The following is a 12387-nucleotide window of genomic DNA, read 5'->3' as shown; positions in this document are numbered from 1 at the left end:
CGGTGAACTGGCGGACGCGCGTCGGGGAGGGGTGACATGAACGGCGACGGTGCGGACGGTGTCGGGTCGCGCCCGATCTCGATGGACACCGCCCAGGTGTCCGCGGTGTCGGCGTACTACCGCAGGTCCTCGCTGGTGTTGTCGGCGGTCGCCGACGATCTGGCCGCACACGACTTCGGGACCTGGGCTCGGGAGTCGATCGCAGGAGACGGGAACCCGGTCGCCTTCGGGCCGTCGGCCGCGGCGTACGCCGAGATGAGCGCGACCCTGTCGCGCCGGTTACGGGTGCAGGCCACGGCCGCTGCGGCGCTCGCGGACACTCTCCGCAACAGTGCGCTGACCATGGCGGACGGGGATCGGCGCGTGGCGGACGAGATCTCGCGAGCGCTGCCGCCTTCGGGGGTGGACGGCCGGTGAGACGAGGCGTGGACTCGTTGTCGGTGCTCAGGTCCGACGCCCGGGGTGGCGTCGAGGCGTTGATCGAACTCGTGTCGGCCGGTCGTCTGATGGGGGTCGCCGCCCCCGACGATGCCACCCTCCGCAACGGACTCCGCGTGGTCGACGGATTCGACATCGCGGCCTTGTCCGCGGACAGTCGCGCCCTGGTGTCGGCGCACCGGGCCGTGTCCGAACAACTCCACCATCTCCCCGAACAGCAGGTCCGCCTCGACGACGGCTGGAACAGCGAGTCCGCGACTGTCGCCCTCACGACGGTCATCGACCATCAGCGTCGCGCCGAATCGGACCTGCACATTCTGCGCACCCTCACCGACGCCACCTCGGCCGCGGCGTCGGGCATCGACCGCCTGCTGCGCACCTTCTATCTGACCGTCGCCCGGTTGTCGGCACCGACCGCGGCCGGGGTGCCGCCGGCGGAACTGCCGCAGGCGGTGCTCACCGGTCGCGTGCCGATCGGGGTGGCGGTCGAGGACATCTCGTCCCGGCTGGCCCTGTTCAGCACCTCGCAGGAGACGACGACCCGCGGGATCGCCGGAATCCTCGACCTCCTGAACCGGTCCGTCGACGGCATCGACGACGAGTCCTATCCGGTCGACGCCGGGCCCCCGGACGCCGTCCCGGTCGTGTCGCCGGGATCACCGTCGGCGGCGGCACCGGCTCAGACCGTCGCCGCGCCCGCATCGGGACCCCAGACCTGGATGGCCGAATCGACCACCGATGCCCGGCCGGCGGAAACCGGGGCGGCGACCGCCGCGGCACGATCAGAGCCCCCGGTGTCGGTGTCAGGTGCGGCCGCGTCCGAGCCCCCGGCGTCCGTACGGTCGTCGGAGCCCGACGAGTCGGCGCGCGCACCCCGCGACGACGGCGTCGACGTCCCGTTCCGGCTGGGCGGCGCCGAGGGACACGACGCGCCCGTCGCGTCAGGGCCGACGGCCTCGGCCACCGTCGAGGCGGCAACCGGGGCGGTCGCCGAAACCGAAGCCGCGGAACCGAATCGGTCGAAACAGAATCGGTCGGGGCCGGAACCGGAGGCATCGCCGGACCGATCGTCGGGTGATCTGGCGTTGGCGGGTGACCAGTGAACCTCGCCGACCAGATCGAGGCCCTCGCCCGCACCGCGACCGCCGGCGTCGCGGAGGCGTCACACGTGTTCTCCGCTCGACAGCGGGACCTCGAACTCGCCATGGACGAGCATCGCCGCAACGCGGTGCGGTCGGAGACGCAGCAGCTCCGGGACGAGCTCGAGAACGCCGCCGACGCCGCGGACGCCACCCCGGGCATCATGTTGCCGGCCGACGTGGCCGACGCCAGTCCCCATCTGCCGCCGCGCAACACATAGGCTGTCTGCTGTGCCAGGCAAGAAGCAGCAGAAGCCGACGCAGTCGCCCGCGAAGCTGATGAAGGTGCTCGCCCGACGCGGCCCCCATCGCGTGTTGCGCGGCGACCTCGGGATCGTCGGGACCCCGGGTGTCGTGTTCACTCCCGCCGAGGGCGAACGACTCCCCGCCATCGCGTTCGGGCACGGGTGGATGACGTCGGTCGAGCGCTACCGCGACCTGTGCCACCACCTCGCGTCCTGGGGCATCGTCGTCGCCGTCCCGGCGGGTCAGCGAGGCCTGCTCGCGTCCGACGACACGATGGCCGCCCAGCTCCGTTCAGCGCTGTCGATCGTGACCCGGGTCCCACTCGGCTTCGGCGAGATCACCGTCGACCCGCGCAAGATCGGGTTCGCCGGCCACGGCTTCGGTGCCGCCGCAGCGGTATTGGCCGCGTCGGAGGGCGTGCTGCACGGTCAGCCGCAACCGCCGGCGCGGGGGGTGGTCGCTCTGTTCCCGGCGCCGACGACTGCGCAACTCCTGCCCGCGGCCCGCCGGGTGAGTGCTCCGGGACTCATCGTGTCGGCGATCGGCGAACTCGACACCATCGACGGCAACGCCCTGCCGCTGGCACAGGCGTACGGGTCGGAGTCGGCCGCCGATCCCCGTCCCGGTGTGGTGCTGCGTACCCCGCCGGCCGCGACCTCCCGCGGGCTGATCGAGCACCGATCGATCAAATCACTCCTCGGCGGCAACGGCGCCGACAAGAAGACGCACACCGCCGCACGCGCCCTGACCACGGGATTCCTGCTGCACACCCTCGACGACGACAGCCGGTACGAGGCCTTCGCCGACTCCGACACCGAGCTCGGCAAGGTGCCCGCGGTGGACCTCGACGATCCGCCGGAGATCCAGGACAAGATCGCCAAGTTGCTCGGCGCGAAAGAACGCAAACGCCGCCGCGCGGCGAGTCCGGTGCCGTCCCGGGCCCCGAACGCGGTGGTGCCCGACACCATCGAGTGACGTCCGTGCCGCGGCACCCGACGGCGGCCTGCTGTGACCCCCGCTCGGCACCCGACGCGCCGCGCTGCCGCTCGCGCGTCCGCAGGTACCCTGACTAGCTATGTGTGGAATCGTGGGATACGTGGGGCGGCGCGATGCCCTGGACATCGTCGTCGACGCGTTGCGGCGGATGGAATACCGCGGGTACGACTCGGCGGGCGTCGCAATCCTCGACGGCGAGGGAAGCACCGCGATCCAGAAGAAGGCACTCCGGCTGGAGAACCTCGAGAAGCAGATCGCCACGGTCGGGCGCGAGTCGCTGTCGGGCACGACCGGGATCGGACACACGCGGTGGGCCACGCACGGCAAGCCGACCGATCGGAACGCGCATCCGCACGCCAGTGACGACGGCAAGCTCGCCGTCGTCCACAACGGCATCATCGAGAACTACGCCGAGCTACGCGCCGAACTCGAGGACGACGGCATCGAGTTCGTGTCCGAGACCGACACCGAGACCGCCGTGCACCTCGTGTCGAAGTACTACGCGTTCGGGCCGACCGCCGGCGACTTCGTGGCTAGCGCGTATGCGGCGCTGCGTCGCCTCGAAGGTGCGTTCACGCTCGTGTTCACCCATGCCGACCACGCGGACACCATCGTCGCCGCGCGGCGGTCGACCCCGCTCGTGGTGGGTGTCGGGCAGGGCGAGATGTTCCTCGCGTCGGATGTCACGGCCTTCATCGAACACACCCGGGACGCGGTCGAGCTCGGCCAGGACGAGGTCGTGGTGATCACCGCCGACTCGTACACGGTCACCGACTTCGACGAGAACGCCCGGGACGGCAAGCCGTTCCACATCGACTGGGATCTCGCGGCCGCGGAGAAGGGCGGCTACGACTTCTTCATGCTCAAGGAGATCGCCGAGCAGCCGCGCGCGATCGCCGACACCCTCCTCGGGCACCTGCAGAACGGTCGCATCGTGCTCGACGAGCAACGCCTGACCGACGACGATCTGCGCGACGTCGACAAGGTGTTCGTGGTGGCCTGCGGCACCGCCTACCACGCCGGGCTGCTCGCCAAGTACGCGATCGAGCACTGGACGCGCCTCCCGGTCGAGATCGAACTCGCCAGTGAGTTCCGCTACCGCGACCCGGTTCTCGACCGGTCGACCCTGGTGGTGGCCATCTCGCAGTCCGGTGAGACCGCCGACACGCTCGAGGCGGTCCGGCACGCGAAGGACCAGAAGGCACGCGTCCTCGCGATCTGCAACACCAACGGGGCACAGATCCCCCGGGAATCCGACGCGGTTCTCTACACCCACGCGGGCCCCGAGATCGGCGTCGCGTCGACGAAGTGCTTCCTCGCGCAGATCGTCGCCGCCTATCTCGTGGGGCTCGCGCTTGCGCAGGCACGCGGCACGAAGTACGCCGACGAGGTCGCCCGCGAGTTCGCGGCCATCGAGGCGATGACCGACTCGGTCGCGCAGGTGTTGGACACGATGGAACCGGTCCGGGAGCTGGCGCGTTCGCTGGCGCACCACAACACGGTGCTGTTCATCGGCCGGCATGTCGGGTATCCGGTGGCGCTCGAGGGCGCTCTCAAACTCAAGGAACTCGCGTACATGCACGCCGAGGGGTTCGCGGCCGGCGAGCTCAAGCACGGGCCGATCGCGCTGATCGAGGACGGGCTCCCGGTGATCACGGTCATGCCCTCGCCGGACGGCCGCGCCGTGCTGCACTCGAAGATGGTCAGCAACATCCGCGAGATCCAGGCCCGCGGAGCCCGCACGATCGTCATCGCCGAGCCCGACGACGCGGCCGCCCGTGCCGTCGCCGACGAGTTCATCCCCATCCCGAAGACGCCGACGCTCCTGCAACCGCTGGTCTCGACCGTGCCGCTGCAGGTGTTCGCGGCGAGCGTCGCGCAGGCCCGTGGCTACGACGTCGACAAACCGCGGAACCTGGCCAAGTCGGTGACCGTCGAATAGCGGTTCCGCATGCCGATCCGGTACCTGACGGCCGATGAGGTCCGCGCCGCCGAGCGGGCGACGGGGAACCTGCTCACCGACGGCGTCCTGATGCGCCGGGCGTCGCACGGCGTCGCCCGGGTGATCGCGGCAGAGCTGAGCCGGACCGGCGGATGTTATGGACGGCCGGTCGGGCTGGTCGTCGGTGCGGGGGACAACGGCGGCGACGCGCTGTTCGCCGGTGCCGAGCTGTGCCGCCGCGGCGTGCGGGTCGACGCGGTCCTGCTCGCCCCGGACCGCGCCCACGCCGCCGGGCTGCGGGCATTCCGCGCCGCCGGCGGACGGATCGGCGAGCGGCTACCCGACGGCCTCGAGGTGATCGTCGACGGCGTGGTCGGACTCGGTGGCCGGGGGCCGCTGCGGGCGAACGCCGCCGAGGTCTTCGCGGGTGTCGATCCGGACACCGCGGTCGTCGCGGTGGATCTGCCGTCGGGTGTCGACGCCGACACCGGTGAGGTCCACGATCCGGCGGTCCGTGCCGACATCACCGTCACCTTCGGCTTCCGTCGCCGCGCGCACCTGCTCGCCGCCCCACAGTGCGGGCGGGTCGTCCTCGTCGACATCGGCCTCGATGACGCCGGCCTCGGCGACCCCGCCGATTCGGCGCTCGCCACCTTGACCGACGACGAGATCGATTGGCCGACACCGGGTCCCGGGGACGACAAGTACACGCAGGGGGTGGTCGGGGTGATCGCCGGGTCGCATCGGTACCCCGGTGCGGCCGTCCTCGCCACCGGCGCGGCGGTGACTGCGACCTCCGGAATGACCCGGTTCGTCGGCTCCGCCCACGCCGAGGTGGTGGCGCAGTGGCCGGAGGTCGTCGCCACGCCCGACCTCGCCGGTGCCGGACGCGTGCAGGCGTGGGTCCTCGGCCCCGGCATGGGTACCGACGATGCGGCCGCGACGACCCTGCGCACTGTCCTGGACACCGATCTGCCGGTCCTGGCCGACGCCGACGCGCTCACCCTGATCGCCCGCGACCCCGGGCTCGTCGACGGGCGGACGGCACCGACGCTGCTGACCCCGCACGCCGGCGAATTCGCCCGCTTGACCGGTACCGAACTGGGCGCCGACCGTCTGACCGCCGTCTCCGGTCTCGCTGCACGGTGGGGCGTCACGGTGCTGCTGAAGGGACGTATCACGCTGGTCGCCGACCCGACGGGTCACGTCCTGGGCAACGACGCCGGGTCGTCGTGGGCGGCGACCGCCGGGGCCGGCGACGTCCTGTCGGGGATCGCCGGGGCCCTGCTCGCCGCCGGGAGGTCGCCGCTGGTCGCCGGTGCGTCGGCGGCGCGCGTCCACGCCCGGGCGGCGCAGCTCGCGAGTGGCGGCGCGCCGATCGGGGCGTCGACGCTGCTGGGGGCGCTGCGGCCGGCGATCCGTGAGTTCACCACGCCGCCAGCACGAACGCGAGCGGGTACAGCGCCGTCAGCACGCTGAACGCGGTGACCGACGACAGCACGATCGCGTCGGCGATGACGCCCGGGCGCCGAAAGGCGCCGTGCCTGACCCGCTGGACGAATGACACGACGAGACCTGCGCAGGCGGCGATCGTCGCGAGTACTCCGACGCCGAAGGCGACGAGAGCCGCGACCCCGTACCCGTCGGCGGGTTCGCCCGCCATGGCGTGCCCGAGGGCGAGCAGGAAGAGCACCGCGGCCGTGGCGAACGCCACCCACCCGATCGTGTTGGCGGCCCACGACGTGAGCGATGCGCGCAGGCCCGGCCGACCCGGGCGCGCGGGCGGGACGATCGGGTCGACGGGCACGAAGCCGGCGGGCACGAAGCCGGCGGGCACGAAGCCGGCGAGGTCGTGGGCTGGGCGCAGGCGGACCGGGGCGAGAACGGCGGGGTCCTGCGGATTCGAGTTCGTGTACATGGTGACTTCCGGTGGATGCGGCGGTTCGGGATCAGCGTCGGGGTCCACTCAACCGTCCTCCCCGACGCCGCGCATCGGTGTGACTACTCAGACCATCTCCGCAGAACGACGCGCACCTCACGCCGGAGGCAGCCGGGACGAGCCGCACCCGGCGATCTGGGACAATGGTCGACGATGACTTCCCCTGCTCTGACCGCGACCGTGGATCTCGGCGCGATCGCCCACAACGTCGGCGTGCTGCGCGCCGCTTCGGGCGCTGACGTGATGGCGGTCGTGAAGGCCGACGCCTACGGCCATGGCGCCCTGCCGGTGGCCCGCGCCGTGCTCGCCGCCGGCGCCGCCGAACTCGGGGTCGCGCACCTCACCGAGGCCGCCGCGCTTCGCGCCGCCGGCATCGACGCCCCGATCACCGCGTGGCTGCACACGCCGGGAGCCGACTTCGCCGGAGCGATCGTCGACGGCATCGACATCGCACTCTCGTCGATCTCCCAGCTCGACGCGGTGATCGCGGCGGCACACCGCACCGGCCGGTCCGCGGTCGTCACCGCGAAGGTGGACACCGGCCTCAATCGCAGCGGCGTTGCGGTGGACGAGTGGGCGGATTTCGCCGAGCGGGTGGCGAAGGCGCACGTCGACGGCTCGGTGACCCTGCGTGCGGCGATGTGCCACCTCGCGCGCGGCGACGAACCCGAGCACCCGCTGAACGACGCGCAGGCGCAGCGACTCGACGCCGCGGTCGCCGACCTGGCCCGCCTCGGCGCTGCACCGCAGGTGGTCCACATCGCCAATTCGCCTGCCGCGCTGACCCGTCCGGATCTCGCCCGCGACCTGGTACGGCCGGGGGTCGCCGTCTACGGCCGGACCCCGGTACCGGCACGCGGCGACTTCGGGCTGATCCCGGCGATGACCCTGACCGCGACCATCGCGCTCGTGAAGAAGGTCGCCGCGGGGCAGGGTGTGTCCTACAGCGAGACGTGGATCGCGCCGCGCGACACGGTGGTGGCCGTGGTCGCCGCGGGGTACGCCGACGGCGTGCCGCGCCTGCTGTCGGGCCGGATCCGGGTCCGGATCGGCGAGCGGATGTTCGACGGGGTGGGCCGGATCTGCATGGATCAGCTGGTCGTCGACCTCGGACCCGACGGCGCGGGTGTCCGCGAGGGCGACCAGGCCGAACTGTTCGGCACCGGCGCCTCGGGCGGCCCCACCGCGAAGGACTGGGCGGACGCGATCGGCACCATTGACTACGAGATCGTCTCCCAGGTCGGGACGCGCGTGGTCCGTCGTTACCTCGGCGAGAGGCAGGTCGGGCTCGCCGCCGAGACAACGGAGACCGGACAGTGAGCGAGGCAGCAGTGGTGGAATCCGACCGGGTCGGACTGCTGGCCGGGGTGGCGGGGATCGCCGCCCTGGGCGGCATGGCAGCCGTCGGGGCAGCGCGCAACATCGCCCGCAAGAGCGTGGTGGGCCGGCCGGACCCGCACGCCGATGTCGATCTCACCGCGCTCTACCGCGAGCGGGGGACCACGGTCACCGCCGATGACGGCCTGGATCTCGCGGTGCGGATCGTCGACCTCGGGACGGTGTCGGAAGGCTCCGTGCCCGACCTCACGATCGTGTTCGTGCACGGCTTCAGCCTCCGGCTGTCGAGCTGGCATTTCCAGCGCGAGCAACTCGCCGCCGAGTGGCACGATCGCAACTACCGGCTGGTGTTCTTCGATCACCGGGGGCACGGGGAGAGCGACCCGGCCCCGACCGAGACCTGCACGATCGCGCAGCTGGCCGACGACGCGGCAGCGGTGATCCGTGCCACCGTACCCATGGGACCCGTTGTGCTCGTGGGTCATTCGATGGGCGGGATGACGCTGATGGGGCTCGCGCGCCGGCACCCGGCATTGTTCTCGTCGCACGGTCCGGTCGCCGGGGTGGCGCTGGTGGCGACGGCGTCGCGCGGTGTCACCGACGCCGGACTCGGTGAGGGACTGCGCAATCCGGTGGTGGATGCCTTCCGGATGAGTGTGCGCCGCGCGCCGCGCCTGGTCCAGGCGGGCCGCGGCCTGACCCGCGCCGCCCTCGAACCGGTGCTGGTCGCGGCGAGTTTCGGGCCGACGTTCTACAGTCCGGCCCTCGGCGCCGCGGTGGACACGATGATCCAGAGCACGCCGATCGAGACCATCGTGAACTTTCTGCACGCCTTGGAGATCCACGACGAGTCGACCGCCCTGCCGGTGGTCGCCCAGGTGCCGACCACGGTCGTGTGCGGAGACCGGGACCGGCTCACACCATTACGCAACTCGGTCCGGATGTACTCCCAACTGGGCGCCGATTCCCGCCTGGTCGTCGCCAAGGGCTCCGGCCACATGGTCCAGATGGAGGAGCCCCGGCTCGTCAGCGACGCGATCGCCGAACTGGTGGATCGCGCGCGGATCGCTCTGCCGGCCCCCCGTCGGCGCTGGTGGAAGCGAGGCCGCCGATGAGCGGCGTGGGTCCCCGCGGTACGCGCGACCTCCCCGAGGTCGATGACACCGAGGCCTTCGGCGCCGAGCTGGCGTCGACCCTGTCCGCAGGTGACGTGGTCATCCTCGACGGTCCGTTGGGCGCGGGAAAGACGGCGCTGGCCCGCGGGATCGGTGCCGGTCTCGGCGTCGAGGGACGGGTGACCTCGCCGACGTTCATCATCGCCCGCGAGCACCGGCCGGGCCGGCCCGACCGCCCGGGGATGGTCCACGTCGACGCCTATCGGCTCGGCGGTACGGGAAGCGGGTCCGGGATGCTCGACGAACTCGATGCCCTGGACCTGGACTCCGACCTGGACGAGGCGGTCGTCGTCGTCGAGTGGGGCGAAGGTGTGGCCGAGCGGCTCGCCGACCGGCATCTGGTCGTGCGGCTGCGACGGGACACCGAAACCGATGTGCGACACGCCGAGTGGGAGTGGGTGAGCGCGGAATGAGTCAGGGTCTGGTGCTGGCGGTCGACACCGCCACCGATTCGGTGGTGGCCGGAGTGGCCGAACTGCGCGACGGTGAGGTGCGCGTGCTGGCCGAACGGGTGGTCGCCGACCACCGACGGCACGCGGAACTGCTCACCACCCTGGTCGCCGAGTGTCTTGCCGAATCCGGCACGGCCCGAACCGAACTGACCGCGGTGGTCGTCGGCTGCGGGCCCGGGCCGTTCACCGGACTCCGGGTGGGGATGGCGACCGGCGCCGCCTTCGCCGACGGGCTGGGGATACCGGCGTATGGCGTGTGCTCCCTCGATGCGCTTGCCGTCGACGCCGGTCCGGACGACGCAGGATCGCGGGCTCTGGTGGTGACCGACGCGCGCCGGCGCGAGGTCTACTGGGCGCTCTACGAGGGTGGCCGCCGTGTGCGCGGCCCCGAGGTGACCGCGCCCGCGGTGGTCGCCGAGGAGCTCGCCCCCGATGTCGCCGGGGGGCGGATCGGTGCGGTGGCGGGTTCTGCGGCCCACCTCGAACTCGCCGGCTGGACCGGTGATCCACCCGCGACCGGCGTGCCGACCGTACGCGGGGTGGTCATGGCGGCTGCCGCCGACATCGTCGCGGGCGCCGAACCCGAACCCCTTGTGCCGCTGTATCTACGACGCCCCGACGCGGTCGAGCAGAAGGCCCGTCGGGCGGGTGCGGCGCGATGACCACACCGGAGCTGGTCATCGACGCGCTCACCTTCGGTGACATCCCGCGCTGCGCCGCGCTGGAACGGCGGATGTTCGCCGACGACTCACCCTGGCCCGCCGCGGCTTTCCGCGCCGAACTCAACGCCCCGTACAACACCTATTTCGCGGCTCGGGAGCGCCTCGGCGCCGACGTCATCGGTTACGCCGGGATCTCCACGCTCGGGCAACCCGACGCCTGGGAGTGCGAGATCCACACCATCGCCGTCGATCCGGACCATCGGGGACGGGGAGTGGGCCGGGCGCTGCTCGAGGCCATGCTCGCCGTCGCGGACGAGAACGACGCCGCGGTGTTCCTGGAGGTACGCACCGACAACGAGGTGGCGATCGGGCTGTACTCACATCACGGGTTCAGCACCGCGGGTATTCGCCGCAACTACTATCAGCCGTCCGGCGCGGATGCCTACACGATGTTGCGGCTCCCGGTGTCGGGCCGGCCGCTCGAACCGGAGGAGGGCCCGGCGTGATCGTTCTCGGCATCGAAAGCTCCTGCGACGAAACGGGTGTCGGCATCGTCCGGTGGACGCCGGGCGACGGCGACACACCCGGATTCGCGACGATGCTGGCCGACGAGGTCGCGTCGAGCGTGGACGAACACGCCCGGTTCGGCGGCGTGGTCCCCGAGATCGCCTCCCGAGCGCACCTGGAGGCGATCGTCCCCACGATGCGTCGGGCGCGGGAGGCGGCCGGGATCGACCGCCCCGACGCCATCGCGGTCACCATCGGGCCGGGACTCGCCGGCGCGTTGCTCGTCGGGGTGGCCGCGGCGAAGGCCTACGCACTCGCCTGGGACGTGCCGCTGTACGCGATGAACCATCTCGGCGGGCACGTCGCGGTGGACACCCTCGAGCACGGACCGATGCCGGAGTGCGTCGCACTGCTGGTCTCCGGTGGACATACGCACCTGCTGCACGTCACCGATCTCGCCGAGCCCATCGTCGAACTGGGCACCACGGTCGACGACGCGGCCGGGGAGGCCTTCGACAAGGTCGCCCGCCTGCTCGATCTCGGTTTTCCCGGGGGGCCGGCGCTGGACCGCGTCGCCCGTGAGGGTGACCCGGGTGCGATCGCCTTCCCACGCGGTATGACCGGTCCCCGCGACTCGCGGCACGACTTCTCCTTCAGCGGACTCAAGACCGCGGTCGCACGGTATGTCGAGAAATGCGTGCGCGACGGTGTGGAGGCACCGGTGGCGGACGTCGCGGCCTCGTTCCAGGAGGCGGTGGCGGACGTGCTGACGATGAAGGCAGTCCGGGCCTGCGGTGACCTCGGGGTGGACACCCTGGTCCTCGGCGGCGGTGCCACCGCCAATTCGCGCATCCGATCGCTGGCGGAGGAACGCTGCGCGGCGGCCGGGATCGACCTGCGGGTTCCGAAGCCGCGCCTGTGCACCGACAACGGCGTCATGATCGCGACGCTCGGCGCTCATGTGATCGGCGGGGGCGCGGCGCCCTCGCCGCTGACCGTGGCGTCGGACCCGGCGATGTCGGTGCGTGTCAGTCAGCTGTAGCGGACGGAGCCCGGCCGTCTTCGCGGGGAGCGAACACGGCCGGGTTTTTGCAGCCTCCACCCTTGAGTGCTGGCACTCGCATGTATAGAGTGCTAGATGGCGCTGACCGAAGCCTCGGACACCCGCGACGACGGGGTTTTGCAGGGCCGTGAACGTGCAGATTCTTTCTCAGTACGAAAGTTGAGGACTCACATCGTGGCGAGCGTGAACATCAAGCCGCTTGAGGACAAGATCCTGGTGCAGGCCGTCGAGGCCGAGACGACCACCGCGTCGGGCCTGGTCATCCCGGACTCCGCCAAAGAGAAGCCGCAGGAAGGCACCGTCATCGCTGTCGGCGAGGGTCGGGTCACCGAGCAGGGCAACCGCGTCCCCGTGGACGTCAAGGAAGGTGACACCGTCATCTACAGCAAGTACGGCGGCACCGAGATCAAGTACGCCGGCGAGGAGTACCTGATCCTCTCGGCGCGCGACGTCCTCGCCGTCATCGGCAAGTAGGACCGGCACCGAACTC

14 protein-coding genes are annotated in these 12387 nt (G+C 71.5%); 13 read left to right on the top strand and 1 reads right to left on the bottom strand.

Features of this window, described 5'->3' with window-relative positions; genetic code table 11:
• Positions 1-36: 36 nt before the first annotated feature.
• The 6 genes from AS181_RS06145 to AS181_RS06120 all read left to right on the top strand — a co-directional run bounded on the left by AS181_RS06145 (position 37) and on the right by AS181_RS06120 (position 6240).
• Positions 37-417, top strand: coding sequence for a hypothetical protein (locus AS181_RS06145; RefSeq protein WP_058250707.1), 381 nt, complete (start codon positions 37-39; stop codon positions 415-417).
• Entirely contained in the window at positions 414-1541 is a 1128-nt protein-coding gene (locus AS181_RS06140) for a hypothetical protein (protein ID WP_058250706.1), read from the top strand. Before AS181_RS06145 ends, AS181_RS06140 begins: the two co-directional genes overlap by 4 nt.
• A complete protein-coding gene (locus tag AS181_RS06135) occupies positions 1538-1798 on the top strand; it encodes a hypothetical protein (RefSeq protein WP_058250705.1) in 261 nt (86 codons plus the stop codon). The genes AS181_RS06140 and AS181_RS06135 overlap by 4 nt, the downstream gene beginning before the upstream one ends.
• Positions 1799-1808: 10 nt before the next feature.
• Complete coding sequence (locus AS181_RS06130) at positions 1809-2798, top strand: alpha/beta hydrolase (protein ID WP_058250704.1); 990 nt, start codon at positions 1809-1811, stop codon at positions 2796-2798.
• A 100-nt stretch (positions 2799-2898) separates the two neighbouring features.
• The gene (gene glmS, locus AS181_RS06125) at positions 2899-4761 is read left to right on the top strand and encodes a glutamine--fructose-6-phosphate transaminase (isomerizing) (RefSeq protein WP_058250703.1); all 1863 of its coding nucleotides are present in this window, start codon (positions 2899-2901) and stop codon (positions 4759-4761) included.
• Between the two features lie 9 nt (positions 4762-4770).
• Positions 4771-6240, top strand: a complete 1470-nt coding sequence (locus AS181_RS06120; protein WP_058250702.1) for an NAD(P)H-hydrate dehydratase — start codon at positions 4771-4773, stop codon at positions 6238-6240.
• Here the strand turns inward: AS181_RS06120 and AS181_RS06115 are convergent.
• A complete protein-coding gene (locus AS181_RS06115) occupies positions 6188-6727 on the bottom strand; it encodes a hypothetical protein (RefSeq protein ID WP_231742303.1) in 540 nt (179 codons plus the stop codon). The two genes, AS181_RS06120 and AS181_RS06115, sit on opposite strands and share 53 nt — an antisense overlap.
• Positions 6728-6853: 126 nt before the next feature.
• On the opposite strand from AS181_RS06115, the gene alr reads away from it, so the two are divergent.
• From alr to groES, 7 genes are all read left to right on the top strand, one after another.
• Positions 6854-8020 carry an alanine racemase gene (gene alr, locus AS181_RS06110; protein WP_058250701.1) on the top strand — a complete coding sequence of 389 codons (1167 nt, stop codon included), beginning with the start codon at positions 6854-6856 and terminating at the stop codon, positions 8018-8020.
• Entirely contained in the window at positions 8017-9153 is a 1137-nt protein-coding gene (locus AS181_RS06105) for an alpha/beta fold hydrolase (protein ID WP_058250700.1), read from the top strand. Before alr ends, AS181_RS06105 begins: the two co-directional genes overlap by 4 nt.
• A complete protein-coding gene (tsaE, locus tag AS181_RS06100; protein WP_058250699.1) occupies positions 9150-9626 on the top strand; it encodes a tRNA (adenosine(37)-N6)-threonylcarbamoyltransferase complex ATPase subunit type 1 TsaE in 477 nt (158 codons plus the stop codon). Before AS181_RS06105 ends, tsaE begins: the two co-directional genes overlap by 4 nt.
• Complete coding sequence (tsaB, locus tag AS181_RS06095; RefSeq protein ID WP_058250884.1) at positions 9623-10327, top strand: tRNA (adenosine(37)-N6)-threonylcarbamoyltransferase complex dimerization subunit type 1 TsaB; 705 nt, start codon at positions 9623-9625, stop codon at positions 10325-10327. The genes tsaE and tsaB overlap by 4 nt, the downstream gene beginning before the upstream one ends.
• Positions 10324-10833 carry a ribosomal protein S18-alanine N-acetyltransferase gene (gene rimI / locus AS181_RS06090; RefSeq protein ID WP_058250698.1) on the top strand — a complete coding sequence of 170 codons (510 nt, stop codon included), beginning with the start codon at positions 10324-10326 and terminating at the stop codon, positions 10831-10833. Before tsaB ends, rimI begins: the two co-directional genes overlap by 4 nt.
• Positions 10830-11876, top strand: a complete 1047-nt coding sequence (gene tsaD / locus AS181_RS06085; protein WP_058250697.1) for a tRNA (adenosine(37)-N6)-threonylcarbamoyltransferase complex transferase subunit TsaD — start codon at positions 10830-10832, stop codon at positions 11874-11876. Before rimI ends, tsaD begins: the two co-directional genes overlap by 4 nt.
• Before the next feature lie 195 nt (positions 11877-12071).
• A complete protein-coding gene (gene groES, locus AS181_RS06080; RefSeq protein WP_004019185.1) occupies positions 12072-12371 on the top strand; it encodes a co-chaperone GroES in 300 nt (99 codons plus the stop codon).
• Positions 12372-12387 lie beyond the last annotated feature (16 nt).

This window comes from Gordonia sp. SGD-V-85 (genome assembly GCF_001456905.1).
In the GTDB taxonomy this organism is placed as follows: Bacteria; Actinomycetota; Actinomycetes; order Mycobacteriales; family Mycobacteriaceae; genus Gordonia; species Gordonia hongkongensis.
Note: the sequence above shows the minus strand (reverse complement) of the source record. Positions and strands in the feature narration are given on the sequence as shown.